Origin of the sequence: Streptomyces atratus (assembly GCF_040655115.1) — a bacterium.
GTDB lineage: Bacteria > Actinomycetota > Actinomycetes > Streptomycetales > Streptomycetaceae > Streptomyces > Streptomyces atratus_D.
Window position 1 is genome coordinate 1 of the sequence record NZ_JBFAJH010000059.1, and the last position, 15,752, is coordinate 15,752.

Below are 15,752 nucleotides of genomic sequence, written 5' to 3' on the forward strand. Positions count from 1 at the left end.
GAGCGGTGGGAGGCGGAGCGCTGGTTCATCGCTGCGGACGGTGAGTCGGGGAAGCGGTTCGGGAACGAGACGATCCGCGTCACCCCGGACGGCGAAGTGTCTATCAAACTGCCCGCCCCGCTCGCGCACCTGGCCAACGCCCGGCACGGTCGGTCACCTCCGCCGTGGCGTTCGCGCACCGGGGCGCGGAGTGGGGAGACCGCATCACCGCGAACCGGGCCGTCGCCTACCGCATCCACCTCGACACCGACCGTAGCCGCTGGTACCTCACGGCCTCGTGGCAGCGTCCGGTCATCCAGACCGTCCCGTTGGAGACTGCCCGCGCCCGGGGCATGGTCGGCGTCGACACCAACGCCGACCACTTCGCCGCCTACCACCTCGACCGGCACGGCAACCCCATCGGCGGGCCGCGGCGTTTCCCCTATGACCTGTCCGGTTCGGCCGGCCACCGCGACGCACAGATCCGCCACGCCCTGACCCGCCTGATCAGCTGGGCCAGGCAGGTCGGTGTCGCCGCGATCGGCATCGAAGACCTCGACTTCACCGCCGAGAAGACCCGGGAGAAGCACGGCCGCAGGAAGCGGTTCCGGCAGCTGATCTCCGGCATCCCGACCGGGAAACTCAAGGCCCGGTTGGTGTCGATGGCCGCCGAACACGGCCTGAGCATTGTCGCGGTCGACCCCGCATACACCAGCATGTGGGGTGCCCAGCACTGGCAGAAACCGCTGGCCACCCCCCACCGCAAGATGTCCCGTCACGATGCCGCGGGCATCGCGATCGGACGACGCGCCCTTGGGCACCGGGTCCGGCGTCGGACGGCACTGCCCCCACACGACCGGAGTGATCGTGCGGGGCATCGGACCGTCCAGGCCGGACCAGGTGACCGGGGGCGTGAGGGAACCCGCCCACCCACAACGGACCACGCCCCTGGAGGCGTGCCGCCGAGCGGGAAGCGAAAGCGGGAACCCAGTGCATCCAAAACCGTTCGGGATGTGCCCAGTACGCAGCAGTGGGTCCAGGACTCACTCATGCGCACTGGTTAGGAACGGTCAGGAGTTTGTGGGCCGTCGGTGAGCTGGGGGCGTGGGGATGCGGGCGGGGTGGGGGCAGTCTTCTTGGTGTCGCGGACCTTGTCCCCCAGGTCCAGCAGGACGTCTGGGGCAGGACCGGCCTCCGGTCGACGATGCCGGCGGCGCGGGCCCGGCAGGCGGCGGAGAACGCCGGCGGGGCGGCGTACGCCGACGCGGTGTCGGGGTACGCCGCCCTGGAGTGGGACGGGCTGCCAGCCGCGGCCCGTAAGCTGCTGGCCCCTACTTCGGGTCGCGGTTGAACAGCGACTTGGACCAGACGTAGCCGAGCACGGCCAGCCCCACGCACCAGACCACGGCCAGCCACCCGTTGTGGCCGATCTCGCTGCCGAGCAGCAGCCCGCGCAGCGTCTCGATGGCCGAGGTGAACGGTTGGTACTCGGCGATCGGCTGGAACCAGCCCGGCATCGCGTCGACCGGCACGAAGGCGCTGGAGAGGAGCGGCAGGACCATCAGCGGCAGGGCGTTGTTGCTGGCCGCCTCGACGTTCGGGCTGGACAGGCCCATCCCGACCGCGATCCAGGTGAGCGCCAGGGAGACGAGCGCCAGCAGCCCGACCGCCAGGATCCACTCCAGGACGGTGGCATCCGTGGCCCGGAACCCGATCGCCACGGCGACGGCCCCGACGAGCACCACGCTCATCACGCACTGCAGCACGCTGCCGACGACGTGTCCGATGAGCACCGAACCGCGGTGGATCGCCATCGTGCGGAAGCGGGCGATGATGCCCTCGGACATGTCCATCGAGACCGACACCGCGCTGCCGATCGTGGTGCCGCCGATGGTCAGCATCAGGATGCCCGGGACGAGATACGCGAGGTACTCGGACCGGTCGGCACCGCCGTCCCCGATGCCGGCGCTCATCACATCGCCGAAGATGTAGACGAAGAGCAACAGCAGCATCACCGGCGTGAGCAGCAAATTCAGCGTCAGGGACGGGTAGCGCCGGACGTGCAGCAGGTTGCGGCGCAGCATCGTGGACGAGTCGCGCACGGCGAGGGAGAGGGAGCTCATCGGACAGCCTCCTTGGTTTGGTTCGGCTGGTTGGTGCTGCCGGTCAGGGCGAAGAACACGTCGTCGAGGTCGGGGGTGTGCACGGTCAGTTCGTCGGCCTCGATGCCGGCGGAGTCCAGCCGGTCGAGGATGGAGCGCAGTTCGCGCTGGCTGCCGTCGCTGGGGATCTGCAGCGACAGCGCCTCGTCGTCGCGGGTGACGTCGCGCAGCGCGGAGGCGGCGCTCTGGTAGGCGGCCGGGGCGGTGAAGCGGAGCCGGATGTGTCCGCCGGGGATGAGCCGCTTCAATTCCTCGGCGGTGCCCTCGGCGGCGATCTTGCCGTCGTTGAGCACCGCGATGCGGTCGGCGAGCTCGTCGGCCTCGTCCAGGTACTGGGTGGTGAGGAAGACGGTGACGCCGCCCGTGACGAGCTCGCGGATGATCTGCCACGTGTTGTGGCGGGAGCGCGGGTCGAGGCCGGTGGTCGGCTCGTCAAGGAAGATGATCCGCGGGTTGCCGACCAGCGTCATGGCGATGTCGAGGCGGCGCTTCATGCCGCCGGAGTAGCTTTGGGCGGGCTTCTTTGCGGCGTCGACGAGGTCGAAGCGCTCCAGCAGCTCGGCGGCGACGCGCCGCCCCTCGCGCTTGGGCAGGTGGTGCAGGTCTGCCATGAGGAGCATGTTCTCCTCGCCGGTGATGAGCCCGTCGACGGCGGAGAACTGCCCGGTGACGCCGATCGCGGCACGCACCCCGTCCGGTGACGTGGCGACGTCGTGGCCCGCGACCTGGGCCTGCCCGCCGTCGGCGGTGATGAGCGTGGACAGGATCTTCACGGCGGTGGTCTTGCCGGCGCCGTTGGGTCCGAGCAGCGCGAACACGGACCCGGCCGGGATACGCAGATCGATGCCGTCGAGGACGGTCTTGTCGCCGTACGACTTGCGCAGACCGACGGTGGACACGGCGGCGGGCGGCTGCGGACCGTCTCCCCGCCTGGACGTGGGCATGACAGAAGAAGGCATGGAACCCTCCCGTTCGAAGGCTGGAGTGACTGGGGAGTGGGTGAGTTGGCGGGGCCGGCGCTCAGGCCTTGGCGCGGCGGATGTCGATGTTGCCGTGCCGGGTGCGGGCGCGGATTTTGACGGTGTCCTCGGTCTTCTCCGGGGTCTCGGACGCGGTGAGCGTGTTGCGCACCTGGCCGGAGCCCGAGCTGACGTCGAGCCAGGCGGCCGTGCCCTCGCGGACGCCGACCTCGATGGCGCCGTAGGAGGTCTCCAACTGGGCGGTGCCGCAGGCCACTTCGCCCACGCGCAGGGTGCCGTGGGCGGTGGTGGCGGTGACCGAGTCCTCGGCGCGCCGGATCTCGATGTCGCCGTTGGCGCCGCTCACCCGCAGCTCGCCGGTCGCGGCGCCGACGGTCGTGGTGCCGTGCGAGTTCTTCAGGACGGCGGGGCCGTCCACGAGGCCGACGCGCAGGCTGCCGGAGCTGGTGGTGATCTCGGCCATGCCCTCGACCCGGTCCACGGTGATCGAGCCGTGCGACGCGGTCAGCTGCAGCGGGCCGGTCGTGTCGAAGCGGACGTCGCCGGACGAGGTCTTCACACGGACCTCGCCGAGCCGGCCCTCGCCGAGCACCTGGGCCCAGGCGCCGGTCATGTCGATGCGCGAGCCTGTGGGCAGTTCGACCGTCACGTCGACGGTGCCGGTGCGGCCGAACAGATAGCGCTGCTTGGGCGTCCTGACGGTCAGTACGCCGCTCGCGTACGTGACCTCGGTCTGGTCGGCCGCCCGTACGTCCTGGTCCCGCTTCGGGTCGCGGGGTTGCACCTCGACGACGGTGTCGAGGCGGTCGCCCGCGGTGAACTGGATGGAACCGGCCTCCACGTGCGCCGTGGCCGAGATCGGTTCGGGAGTGTCGAAAGAAGGCATGGCTGTCCCGTCCTCTTGGGTCTTCGGGACGTCCCCGCCGGCGGGGACGTGGTGTGGGTGAAGTGGTGCGGGCGGGGGGCGCGGCTAGCGCACCCAGCCCGTGAAACTCTGTCCGATGGTCTGGGTCTTCTCTGCCGTGCGCGGCCGGGTGCCGCCGTCGACCGCGGCCGACACGGCGCGCACCAGCCACGCGTTGACCGACAGGCCCTCGCGGGTCGCGGCCTCCTCGGCGCGGGCCTTGAGGTGGGCCGGCAGACGCAGGTTGACGCGGGCGGTGCCGCCCTCGTCGCCGTCGGCCGGGGCCGGGGTCTTGAACGGTTCGACGGGCGCGGCCGGCTCCGTGGGGGCGCCGCCGTCGGTGGGCGGCGGTGTCACCACGAAGTCGGGGTCGAGCCCGCGCAGCCGTACGTCGACCGAGCCGGGGGCGAGTTCGCGGGTGATCTCGTCCATCGCGGCGGAGAGCACGTTGAGCATGGTCAGCCGGGTCGCCGACTCCAGGGGAGCGGTGAGCCTCTCGGCCAGCTCGCGGGCTTCGTCGCCGCCGGCTTCGGCGGCCACCGCGAGTTCGCGGCGGAGGGTGTCGACATACGGAGTGAGGTCCATGACGCCATGATGGCACCACGATGGCGCCACGCGCAAGCCTGGTTGGCGCCTTGTGCGGGGCGAGTTCAAATGCGACCTCCTCACCTGCGGAAATGCGAAGAGGACGACCCGAGCCACTGTGGCGCCACGCGTGCTCATGTGCTTTTGGGAGCGTGGAATGGCGCCGGGTGGCGCCAAGCGGTGCCACCTGGCGCCATGTGATGCCATGTGATGCCATATGATGTCGCAAGGGTGACCCGCCCCCGCCTCGCGGTCCACCGCTGGGCACCGCTTCGGCTTCGACCTGTCCGGGACCGCCGGTCACCGCGATGCCCAGCTCCGCCACGCGCTGACCCGCCTGATCAACTGGGCGGTGTGTGTCGGTGTCGCGGCGATCGGGATCGAGGACCTCGACTTCACCGCCGAGAAGACCCGGGAGAAGCACGGCCGCCGGAAGCGGTTCCGGCAGCTCATTTCCGGTATTCCGACCGGGAAACTCAAGGCCCGGCTGGTGTCGATGGCCGCCGAACAGGGCCTGAGCATTGTCGCGGTGGATCCGGCCTACACCTCCCTGTGGGGTGCCCAGCACTGGCAGAAGCCACTGGTCACCTCCCACCGCACCATGTCCCGCCACGATGCCGCCGGTATCGCGATCGGACGACGCGCCCTCGGGCACCCGGTCCGGCGTCGGACGGCACCGCCCCCACACGACCGGAGTGATCGTGCGGGGCATCGGACCGCCCAGGCCGGACCAGGCACCCGGGGACGTGAGGGAACCCGCCCACCCGCAACGGACCGGCCCCCTGGAGAGCCGTCGCCGAGTGGGAAGCGAAAGCGGGGGACCAGTGCATCCAACACCGTTCGGGATGCGCCCAGTACGCAGCAGTGGGTCCAGGACTCACTTACGCACACTGGTTAGGAACGGTGGACTGCTCCGAAGAAGGGCGGCGCAGCCCGGTCGCGGTGACGGCCGTAGAGGCCCGTCAGGCGCGGCTCGGTGCCGGCTCCGGCTCTGAGAGATGCGCTGCCGCACGGCGAGGGAGCAGCAGCGGGGTCGCCAGCAGGAGCACGCCGGCCAGGCCGATGGCCGTACGCGGGCCGAGCAGGCCGCCCAGCACGCCCCAGACGGCCGTCAGCAGCGCGGTCGAGGCCTTGGTCGTCACCGCCCAGGCGGACAGCGTGCGGGCGACCCGGTCGGTCGCGGTGCGCTCGAGGCGGTAGGTGGCGTAGACGGGGTTGAAGACCCCGCAGCAGAAGATGAGCCCGAGTTCGACGCCCATCACCAGCAGCAGCCCTTCGGTGCCCGTTCCCAGGAAGGCCAGGCCGACGGGCCAGATCGCGCGCAGCGCCCCGGCCACGACCAGGACCCGGTGCTGTCCGAACCGGGTGACGAGCGGTCGGGCCAGCCGCGAACCGAGCAGCCCGCCGATCGAGGGCGCGGCGAAGGCGAGGCCGTACTGCCACGGTGCGAACCCGAGTCGGCCGAGCATCAGGACGGCCAGCAGCGGCTGAGCGGCCATCACCAGGCCGTTGAACAAGGCGGTGTTGAAGAACAGTGGACGCAGCGTCGCGTCGGCGAGGATGTACCGCCAACCGTCGAGCAGGTCCCCGGCCCGCATGCGCGCGGCCTCCCGGCGCTCGGGCCGCGGCTCGTGCCCGCCCATCGCGCGGATGCCCAGGGCCGAGAGCAGGTAGCTGACCGCGTCGGCCGCCACCGTCGCCACCGGACCGAGGAGCCCGATCGCCGCGCCGCCCAGCGGCGGTCCGATGATCGTGGTCGTCCAGGCCGTGGACTCGAATCGGGCGTTGGCGACGAGCAGGTCCTCGGCCGGCAGCAGCGTCTTCAGGTACGCGCCGGAGGCGGCACGGAAGGTGATGTCGGCCGCCGCGACGACGACCGAGACCAGCAGGAGCTGAAGGAAGGTGAGCACGCCGAACGCGCACGCGGTGGGGACCGTCAGCAGCGCCGCGAACCGCACCAGGTCCATCGCGATCAGCACCGGCCGCTTGCGGCGGAACTCCACCCACGGGCCGAGCGGCACCGCCACGGCCGCGCCCACCGCAGCCCCCACGGAGGAGAGCGCGGCGACCTCGGCCGGTCCGGCGTGCAGCACCCGGATGGCGATCAGCGGGAACGCGCCGAAGGCGAGCCACGTGCCGAGCGCGCTGGTCCCGTACGCTCCCCAGAGCCACCCGAACGGCCGCCCCAGCCGATGTCCGAGAAGATGTCCCAGCCGGTGCCCGCTCCTCATGCCCGACACCCTCGCCCCCACTCTGCACAACCGATCCGCGATCGGAATCATCAAAGCGAGCACCGTACCCGGGGATCAAACAACCGCATGGCCGCCAGCCACAACCAACGGTTGTGCCCATAAGGTATCGGCATGGACCTCGACACCGTCCGGACCTTCGTCGCCGCCGCCGACGCGGGGCAGTTCCAGGAGGCCGCCGCCGAGCTGGCGGTCACCCAGCAGGCCGTCTCCAAGCGCATCGCCGCCCTGGAGCGCAACCTCGGCGCGCGGCTGTTCACCCGCACCCCGCGCGGCGCCGAGCTCACCATCGACGGGCAGGCGTTCCTGCCCCACGCGCGCGAGCTGCTGCGCGTCGCCGAGCGCGCGGTCACGTCCGTGCGCACCGGCCGCCGTCCGCTGCGCGTCGACGTGATCGCCTCGCGTGGCGCGGCGGCGGGCCTGCTGCGCGGCTTCCACCGCGTGCACCCCGAGATCGAACTCGACGTGGTGATGCTGTTCGACATCGAGACGGCCGTCGCCGCCATCCGGTCCGGTGCGATCGACGCGTCCTTCCGCGCTGTCGCCACGCCCGGCCGGCCCCTTCCCGAGGACCTCGAGTCCGTCCGGGTGCTCGACGAGCCGCTCCAGCTCCTCACCGGCCCCGCCCACGCGCTGGCGGGCGCCCGGTCGGTGACTGTTACTCAGCTCGCCGGGCACCGGATCTGGATGCCCGGCATCGTCCCCGGTACCGAGTGGGCCGCCTACTACGACGACCTCGTCGCCGAGTTCGGGCTCAGAATCGAGGCGACCGGCCCCAACTTCGGTTCCGACGCGCTCCTCGACACCGTCGCCGACACCCCGGCCCTGGCCACCTTCATGGGCGGGCAGACCCGCCTCGTCTGGCCCGCCGGTCACGGACTGCGCCGCATCCCGGTGACCGACCCGACGCCCGTCTACCCGCACTCGCTCCTCTGGCACCGCGACAACCCCCACCCGGCGCTGGCCACCCTCCGCGCCCACCTCGCCGCCACAGCGGCCGGCCACGACGCCGCCGGGACCTGGGCGCCGGGCTGGGTGATTCCGCGCTGAACGTCGCCGTTTCAGTGGCCGTCCGGCTCTCCGGGGCGCCCTGGCCGAACCCGACCGTTCGCTCGAAGCCGCGCCTCCTCCGATTTCTTGAGTCATCGCCCCCGGAAAACGTGCGTGCGTACGGAATTCCGTCCGTGCCAGGATGGCGTGGGGAAGCGAGGTCTCGTGGACGAGTTGAGGCGATTTGGCCTGGCGCTGGTCGCGTGGGCGGCCGGCGGAGCGGGGGCGGGTGCGGCCGCCGCGGTGGCGCGGGAGCTGGCCGGCTGCGGTGTGCGTACGGTCGTGCTCGTCGAGGGGAGCAGTGATCAGGTCGCGCTCGAAGCACTGGCCACGCGCTACGGCCGCGATCTCGGTGCGGAGGGCGTCGCGGTCGTACCGCTCGGAGGTGCGACGAGCATCGGGCGCTTCCTGGACGTGTGCGGTCCTCCGGGGCTCGGCCTCCCGCTGGCCGGTCTCTGCGACATCGGCGAGGAGCGGCACTTCCGGCATCATCTGGAGCGGGTCGGGCTCGGGTCCGCTCTCACGCGCGCCGGACTGGAGACACTCGGGTTCCACGTGTGCGTCGCCGACCTGGAGGACGAGTTGATCCGCGCTCTCGGGGCCGAGGACGTGCAGCAGGTGATCGAGGCCCAGGGAGAGATGCGCCCCTTCCACACCTTCCAGGGCCAGCCGGCACAGCGGGAACGGCCCGTGGAGCACCAGCTGCGGCGCTTCATGGGCACGCACAGCGGTCGCAAGGCGCTCTACGCGCAGGCTCTGGTCGCGCACCTGGACCTCGGGCGCGTTCCCCGGCCGCTGGAGCGCCTCCTCACGCACGTCTGACACGGCCGACGCCATCGCCGTCGCCGTGCCAGTGCGCGGCTCCCCTCAGAGGCTCGGCGGACCCGCGTCACGTCGGTGTGGTTGCCGCCGTCTCCGTACCGGACGGTGGGCTTGTGGCAGGAGAGGCAGCGCCCCACCTGTTCGGGCCTGCATCCCAGTCGCGTGGCAAGCGCTCGACGGTCCGGTTGCGGTGTGGCTGCCGAACTCGTCCACGGCGGGCGTAGTTTGTCCACTCCTTCTGGTGAACGTCTTGCGCGGACCTGGCCTGAGCCGGCGACGAACGACTATCAAGATCACCTCGGCCCGCTTCAGCCTGTTCTGCCCAGGCTGACCATAAAATGAGGTGTTCATGGCTCTTCTTCGTGTCGGGACGGCTGCCGCTGCTGCCGCTCTCGCCATCGCCGGCAGCGGGGTGGCTTCCCCCGAGGCCGGTGCCGCAGCGGGCTGCCGCGGCACCGCTTGTGACGGCAAGAACCCGCACGTGACCCGCTGTGACCAGGATGCGCGCAGCCTTGGCGGTCCGATCCGTGTGGGTGGCGGGCCTGCCGTGCAGCTGAGGACCTCCTCGCGCTGCAGCGCTGCCTGGGTGCTCATCGAGAGGGGGGACCACGCCTGGGCAGGGCGGGTCGAGATCCGCGGCGGGAAGTCCTACCGCGTGAACGCCACTTCCTCCCGGTCCGCCTATTCCTTGATGGTCGGCACCAGCCACGCGTACCGCGCCTGCAAGCAGGACATCACCGACAGCACCTGGTCCTGCGGCCGCTGGTACTGAGTGACCCGTCAGCTCTCCAGGAGCCAGTATCAGCTCGGCCAGAGCGGCGTGCGGCAGGCCGAGCCGCAGGTGGACGAGGGTGACCAGCAGCCGGTCGACGAACTCCAGCTTCGGCTTGCGCCCGGCCCCCTCCGCCCGGCACCGTTTGTAGCCCCGCTGCCGATCGAGCGAAGACTCACGCCGGGCCCACCAACGCGGCGACAACTCGTCGAGCAACTCGCCGAGATGTGCGCGAGAGACCCCGGACAAGGCAGGATGGGAGCAGGCCGCACGGGCCCAGGTAAGCGTCACAACTCACCCGACCCGTGCGGCCCTTCTCACGTCACGGCCCCACCAACACCGGGACTATTCATCCCAGGTCGTTACCCCGGTCCGATTGCCGGCCGGGCTCGTCGCGTGCTTGTCTGTCCGGATCGGCCAGGAGCTCGGCGCGGCCGTCGAGCCGGCCCGGTCGGTGCACCCGGCCTGACCGGACCGACGGGCCGGACCCTCGTCGGGTGCAAAAAATGGCCCACGTCCCTCTGCCGTGTCGATCCGCGGCTGCCCCGTTCGACCTTGGAGTGAGAGGGTCGAAAAGCGGCCCCGACATCAAGGAGACCAAAGATGGCGAAGTACATGCTGATCATGCGAGGCACGGACGAATCCGTTGCGAAGATGATGGAGACGCCCTTCGAGCAGATGCTCGAGACGGTGGGTCGCTTCAATGAGGAGATGATCCGGGCCGGCGTGCTCGTCGCCGCCGAGGGCCTGGACGACCCGGCCCAGGGCGTGGTGGTCGACTTCAGCGGCGAGGCGCCGGTGGTCACCGACGGTCCTTACGGCGAGACCAAGGAGCTGTTCGGCGGCTTCTACGTGATCGACGTGGCTTCAAAGGAGGAGGCGGTCGAGTGGGCCAAGCGACTGCCGGCAATTGCCGGCACGAAGTGCGAGATCCGCCGCGTGCCGAGCATCGACGAATTCCCGCAGGACAACGAGTGGATCGTCAAGGAGCGGGCGTGGCGCGAGCGGACCGGCCAGCTCTGACGCCCGCGGCCACCGGCGGCCCGCCGAGCACCGAGTCGGTGCGGCGGGCCGTCGAGGCCGTCTGGCGGATCGAGTCCGCACGGATCGTCGGTGCACTGGCTCGCTACACCGGGGACTTCGAGCTGGCCGAGGATGTCGCACAGGAGGCGGTGGCGGAGGCGCTCCTCACCTGGTCGCGTGACGGTGTGCCGGCGAACCCGGTGAGTTGGCTGCTGGCGACCGCGCGGCGGCGCGCCATCGACAGCTTCCGCCGCCGGTCGGCACTCGACGAGCGATACGCCGTACTCGCCGGCCGGCTCGCCGAGGGGGAGGCGAGCTCGGGCGTGGTGGCCCCGCGGGACCGGTCGGACGACCTGCCGTGGGACCCCGACCGGGTCGACGACGACGTCCTCGCGCTGATGTTCGTGGCCTGCCATCCGGTGCTCTCGCCCGAGGCCCGTGTGGCCCTGACGCTGCGTGTGGTCGGCGGCCTGTCGAGCGAGGAGATCGCCCGGGCGTTTCTCGTGCCCGTGCCGACGGTCCAGGCACGGATCACGCGGGCGAAGAAGACGATTGCCGCGGCGGGAGTGCCGTTCGAGTTACCGCCGTCCGAGGAGCGGCGCGAGCGGCTCGGCGGTGTCCTGAGCGTGCTGTACGTGATCTTCACGGAGGGCTCGACAGCGACGACCGGTGACCGCCTGCTGCGCCCCGATCTCGCGTACGAGGCGATCCGGCTGGCCCGGATGCTGGCCGCGTTGCTGTCCGATGAGCCGGAGGTGTACGGGCTGCTCGCTCTGTTCGAGCTCACGGCCGCGCGTTTTCCCGCACGCACTGGGCCCGATGGCGAGGCGGTGCTTTTGGAGGATCAGGACCGGCGTCTGTGGGACCGGTCGGCGATCCGTCGCGGTCTGGCCGCGATCGGCCGGGCCTCGGCTGCCGGGCGCGGCCTCGGACCGTACGGGCTGCAGGCAGCGATCGCCGCCTGCCACGCGTCGGCGTCCTCGGTGCCGGAGACCGACTGGGAGCGTGTCGTGCTCCTCTATGAGGCGCTCGGCCGCGTGGCTCCGTCACCCGTCGTCGAACTCAACCGGGCGGTCGCCGTCGCAATGGCGGACGGGCCACAGCAGGCGCTGTCCCTGGTGGACGAGCTGGTCGCCTCCGGGCGCCTGTCGGGGTCGTACCTGCTCCCGAGCGTGCGCGGCGAACTGCTCGTCCGGCTCGGCCGGACCGCTGAGGCACAGGCCGAGTTGGAGCTCGCCGCCCGGCTGTGCCGCAACGTCCGCGAGCGGTCGGTGCTGCTGCGCAAGGCGGCCGCGCCGGCGTGATATCCGTCCGCCTCCCGCTGTCCGGGGAGGCGGACCGACCGAGTCGGACGGGCCGCTGTGGAGCAGCCGGGACCACATGAGCAGCGATTGTGCCGGGGCTCAGTCTCCGCTGCGAACGTGCAGATCAACTCATATGCGCCGAGTTCTGGCACGGTAGGACCGGGACTCCGGGGGGCGCCGAACTGGCCCACCGCAATCCGAGAACGAACACGGCCACCGCAGCCTCGACTGCGCCGGGCGGTCTCCGGCGGCGGTCGAGGTGCTTCACGACTTCGAGCAGGAATTCGGCGTCACCTTGGTCCGGGCCGCACTCGTTCTTGGCCGCCTCGCCGGCAGATCGAGGAGTGCAGCAGGTGGCTGGCTGGGCCGGCCGCCCGTTGCGGGCGGTCGGCCCTGCCGCACTGTGTGGTTACCGGACGTCGTAGGCGCGGGTGATGGTCTGGGTGACCGCGTTGCCGTTGGCGTCGGTGAAGGTGGCCTTCGTCGTGACCTGCTTGCCGGCGGCGCCGGTGTGGTCGAGGACGGCCGTCCACTTGCCGTCCCGCTGCTCGGTCGGCGCCTGGGTCCAGGTGATGCCGCCGTCGTAGGAGTAGGACAGCGAGGCCGCCGTGATCGCGCCCGGGGTGTACCCGGCGTGGCCCTCGACCGACAGGCCGACCTTGATGCCGCTCTGCGCGGGAAGGGTGTTCAGGCCGTCCACCGGCACGTCGTACGCCGGGAAGAGGATCGGCAGGCCGCGCGAGTAGACGTCCGGCTCCAGGTGGGAGCGGAAGCTCCAGGTGGTGGTGACATCGGTGGAGCGCAGCCAGTTCCGGTCCGAGGTCGGGATCTTGGACAGGTTCTGGGTGAGCTCGTACGCGGAGTCCTCAGCCGGAACCTTGAACGCGTCGTACGGGTAGGCGCTGGTGGCGATCTGCTCACCGTTGCGCTTCAGCACCAGGTTGCCGAGGTCGCCGAACGATCCGCCGTAGGACCAGTGGTCGCCGGAGCCGTCGAGCCAGAGGGCGTTCTGGAATCCGATCAGGTCGCCCTGCCGCTCGGCGGTCAGCATCAGCTTGCCGTCGGCGTCGCGCGGCGCGGCCGGCCGCAGGGGGCCGCCGTACCACTCCTCGGCGCTCCGCTGTCCGGCCCGGTAGGTGCGCTCCTGGTCGTTCATGAACGCGGCAAACGGGAAGCTGGTCATTGCGCCGTGGTACCAGGCGTCGTCGCCGGTCGTGTAGTAGGCGGTGCGGGTACCGGGCACGTGGACGGAGCCGAACGGGCTCACGGGGACGTAGTTGCCGCTGCTCCCGGTGGGGCGGATGAACATCGCGTCGATGTAGTCGGCCTCCTTGCCCATGGCGTTCCACGTTTCGGTGACCTGGGCCAGCTTGGAGTCCTCGGGCTTGTAGACCTGATCGGACTGCAGCGGACCCTGGGTCGGGAACGACAGGTTGTAGACGTAGGGCGAGCCGTCCTCGGAGCCGGTCGCGCGCCAGGTGGGCCGGAACTCGAAGGTGCCGTTCTCGGCACGTCCGTCGACGTCTGCGTAGAACTTCTGGACGGTGTTGCCGGACATGAGCGATCCGGATATCTGCCAGGTGTCGTCCCACGTGCGGGCGTAGCTGAACGTGGTGTTGTTCACCGTCGAGGGGCGGTCGGTGTGCAGGCTCAGCTGGTGGGCCTTGCGGGCGTCGAGGACGACAGTGGTGTCATGGGTGATCCGCAGCTGCGGGTTCCCGAGGTAGCTGATCGATTCGGGCTTGTTGTTCGCGTCGTAGCTCGCCACGAAGCTGCTGAGGGCATAGTCGCCCGGGCGCACGCTGTACGTCTGGGCGGTCGCACCCGCGTTGCTGCGGCGCTCGCCCTTGTCGGTGTCGAGGCTGACCAGGTCCAGGGAGGAGGGGCCGGTCGCGGGCTTGCCATGACGGTCGATGACCTTGACCCGGAGGGTGACCGTCTCCGGCTGGACGTAGAGCGTGACGGGCACGGAGGCGTGCGCATCGCCGCCGGTGGCCAGGATCCGGCCGGTGACAGCGCCGTACTGTCCGGCCTTGAGGCGGGCGGTGGGGTCGATCCGCAGCGGCACCTGGGCGGTGGCCCCCGCGGGGACGGTCACCTTGCCCTGTTCCAGCTTGATGATGCCGGAGTTGACGTCGCTGCCGTCGTTGCCGTGCACACCGCTGAGCTTCAGGCTCAGGGTCAGGTCGCTGCCGCTGGTGTTGGTGAAGGGCACCTGCACGGTGGTGCGGTCCGAGGCGTCCTGCGGCCAGTTGTAGCTGCCGGCCTGGACAGCCGGTGCAGAGAGCACCTGCTGGTCCACCGCGGTGGCCACGTCGAGGACGCCGCCCCCGGTCTCGTCAGCACCGGCGACCTTGCCATCAGTGCGGGCGGAGGAGACCAGGGATGCCTTGACCTGCTGCGCGGTCCAGTCCGGGTGGGCCTGGCGGACGATGGCCGCAGCACCGGCGACATGCGGGGTCGCCATGGAGGTGCCCGACATCGTCTGGTAAGCGTATGTGCCGCGGCCGCCCGCGGCCGCCGCCGAGATGCCGACGCCGGGGGCGGCGATCTCGGGCTTGAGGGTGTGGGTGACGGCCACGGGACCTCGGCTGGAGAACCACGCGGTGGTGTCATCGCGGTCGACGGCGCCCACGGTCAGCACACCGGGCACACAGCCCGGCGAGGAGACGGTCTCGCTGCCCGAACCCAGGTTGCCGGCGGCGACGACGAACAGGGTGTGCGTGTTCTGCGACAGCTCCTTCGTCGCCGCGGCCAGCGGGTCGCCGCAGTCACCGACCGCGGAGCTGCCCAGGCTCATGGAGACGACGTCGGCCTGCTGGTCGACGGCCCACTGCATCCCCTCGATGATCCAGGAGGTCTGCCCATAACCGTAGTCGTTGAGGACCTTGCCGATGAGCAGGCCGGTCCCGGGGGCTACGCCCTTCTTGCGGCCGTCGCCGGCCGCTCCGGAGCCGCCTACCGTGGAGGCAGTGTGGGTGCCGTGCCCCTGCCGGTCCTTGACGCTCTGGGAGTCGGTGAAGTTCTTGGACGCGGCGATCCGGCCCACGAGGTCCGGGTGCTCGGCGTCCGCGCCCGTGTCCAGCACGGCGACCTTGGTGCCCTTGCCGTCGTAGCCGGCCGCCCATGCCTCCGGCGCGTGCACCTGTGCGGTGGACCGGTCCAGGGTGGCCTCGACCTTGCCGTCCAGCCACAGCTTCTTCAGCGTGGAGGCAGAACGTGAGCGGGGGTTGGTGATGTCCTGCCAGAAGGTGGCGGCAGTGTCCTTGCCGGCCTTGAGCGCGACGCCGTCCACAGCCGGGAGGCTCAGGCCCCGCTCGGCCCCGCGAGGGGCCGCCGGCGCGCTGTCGGCAACGTTCACACCATTCCGGTAGGTGGCGATGAGCGGCAGCGTGTCGGTGTGTGTGTCGTCGTATCCCTGGCGGATGAGCCCAGTGACGTTGAACAACTGCTCGTCGACCTTGCCTTCGGCGATCGCCTGGGAGGCGTCCTCCGGGTAGACGTAAAGGTCCTTGCCCATCTGATAGGTCTGGACCATCGGTTGCGTGCCGTCCTCGCGGGGCAGCACGGCCGCCGAGCTGTGGCCCGACGTGTCCGTGGTCACCAGCACCTTGTCGCCGGTGACGAGCGTGACCGTCGCCTGCTTGCCGCCCGTTGCCGTGGTCCCGCTGCCGATGACGGGCCTCTTCCCCGAGGCACCGTCAGGCGGCGTATCCGCCGCCCCGGATGGCGCGACCGCGGTGACGGCCAGGACGGCGGCGGTCGCCGCGCCCAAGGCTATACGCGTTATGGGGCGCATGAATCTCCCTATGTGACGCCGTGAACATGCCATGCTGCGGCTGCAGCCTGGCAGACATGCGGATCGCGTAGGGATGCCGCGCGTGACGGGTTTCCCGCATGTCGGTTTTCCGTCACGCGGTCA

General features: G+C 70.8%; 12 protein-coding genes and 2 pseudogenes. 8 read left to right on the top strand and 6 right to left on the bottom strand.

Annotated features, from left to right (window positions below):
- Both AB0I23_RS35640 and AB0I23_RS35645 read left to right on the top strand, forming a co-directional pair.
- Nucleotides 1-1,043 (top strand): annotated as a pseudogene (locus AB0I23_RS35640) (IS200/IS605 family accessory protein TnpB-related protein); the annotation flags it as partial.
- A gap of 14 nt (nt 1,044-1,057) precedes the next feature.
- A complete protein-coding gene (locus AB0I23_RS35645) occupies nt 1,058-1,330 on the top strand; it encodes a hypothetical protein (protein WP_359116045.1) in 273 nt (90 codons plus the stop codon).
- Here AB0I23_RS35645 and AB0I23_RS35650 read toward each other — a convergent pair.
- The 4 genes from AB0I23_RS35650 to AB0I23_RS35665 form a co-directional block, all read right to left on the bottom strand.
- On the bottom strand, nt 1,311-2,102 hold the full coding sequence (locus tag AB0I23_RS35650; RefSeq protein ID WP_359116048.1) for an ABC transporter permease: 792 nt from the start codon (nt 2,100-2,102) through the stop codon (nt 1,311-1,313). The two genes, AB0I23_RS35645 and AB0I23_RS35650, sit on opposite strands and share 20 nt — an antisense overlap.
- The gene (locus tag AB0I23_RS35655) at nt 2,099-3,100 is read right to left on the bottom strand and encodes an ATP-binding cassette domain-containing protein (RefSeq protein WP_359116051.1); all 1,002 of its coding nucleotides are present in this window, start codon (nt 3,098-3,100) and stop codon (nt 2,099-2,101) included. Before AB0I23_RS35655 ends, AB0I23_RS35650 begins: the two co-directional genes overlap by 4 nt.
- A gap of 61 nt (nt 3,101-3,161) precedes the next feature.
- The gene (locus tag AB0I23_RS35660; protein ID WP_359116053.1) at nt 3,162-4,007 is read right to left on the bottom strand and encodes a DUF4097 family beta strand repeat-containing protein; all 846 of its coding nucleotides are present in this window, start codon (nt 4,005-4,007) and stop codon (nt 3,162-3,164) included.
- 84 nt (nt 4,008-4,091) lie between these two features.
- On the bottom strand, nt 4,092-4,610 hold the full coding sequence (locus AB0I23_RS35665; RefSeq protein ID WP_359116056.1) for a toxin-antitoxin system HicB family antitoxin: 519 nt from the start codon (nt 4,608-4,610) through the stop codon (nt 4,092-4,094).
- 268 nt (nt 4,611-4,878) lie between these two features.
- Here AB0I23_RS35665 and AB0I23_RS35670 point away from each other — a divergent pair.
- Nucleotides 4,879-5,508, top strand: a pseudogene (locus AB0I23_RS35670) (IS200/IS605 family accessory protein TnpB-related protein); the annotation flags it as partial.
- 64 nt (nt 5,509-5,572) lie between these two features.
- On the opposite strand, the gene AB0I23_RS35675 reads toward AB0I23_RS35670, so the two are convergent.
- Nucleotides 5,573-6,841, bottom strand: a complete 1,269-nt coding sequence (locus tag AB0I23_RS35675) for an MFS transporter (protein ID WP_359116058.1) — start codon at nt 6,839-6,841, stop codon at nt 5,573-5,575.
- A 132-nt stretch (nt 6,842-6,973) separates the two neighbouring features.
- Here AB0I23_RS35675 and AB0I23_RS35680 point away from each other — a divergent pair, with 132 nt between their 5' ends.
- The 5 genes from AB0I23_RS35680 to AB0I23_RS35700 all read left to right on the top strand — a co-directional run bounded on the left by AB0I23_RS35680 (nt 6,974) and on the right by AB0I23_RS35700 (nt 11,830).
- Entirely contained in the window at nt 6,974-7,909 is a 936-nt protein-coding gene (locus tag AB0I23_RS35680; RefSeq protein WP_359116061.1) for a LysR family transcriptional regulator, read from the top strand.
- Nucleotides 7,910-8,074: 165 nt separating this feature from the next.
- Nucleotides 8,075-8,731, top strand: coding sequence for an ATP-dependent endonuclease (locus tag AB0I23_RS35685; protein WP_359116064.1), 657 nt, complete (start codon nt 8,075-8,077; stop codon nt 8,729-8,731).
- Nucleotides 8,732-9,080: 349 nt separating this feature from the next.
- Nucleotides 9,081-9,503, top strand: coding sequence for a DUF2690 domain-containing protein (locus tag AB0I23_RS35690; protein WP_359116067.1), 423 nt, complete (start codon nt 9,081-9,083; stop codon nt 9,501-9,503).
- 603 nt (nt 9,504-10,106) lie between these two features.
- Nucleotides 10,107-10,526, top strand: a complete 420-nt coding sequence (locus tag AB0I23_RS35695; protein ID WP_359116070.1) for a YciI family protein — start codon at nt 10,107-10,109, stop codon at nt 10,524-10,526.
- Entirely contained in the window at nt 10,499-11,830 is a 1,332-nt protein-coding gene (locus tag AB0I23_RS35700) for an RNA polymerase sigma factor (protein WP_359116073.1), read from the top strand. Before AB0I23_RS35695 ends, AB0I23_RS35700 begins: the two co-directional genes overlap by 28 nt.
- A gap of 409 nt (nt 11,831-12,239) precedes the next feature.
- Here AB0I23_RS35700 and AB0I23_RS35705 read toward each other — a convergent pair whose 3' ends face one another.
- On the bottom strand, nt 12,240-15,629 hold the full coding sequence (locus tag AB0I23_RS35705; RefSeq protein ID WP_359116076.1) for a S8 family peptidase: 3,390 nt from the start codon (nt 15,627-15,629) through the stop codon (nt 12,240-12,242).
- Nucleotides 15,630-15,752 lie beyond the last annotated feature (123 nt).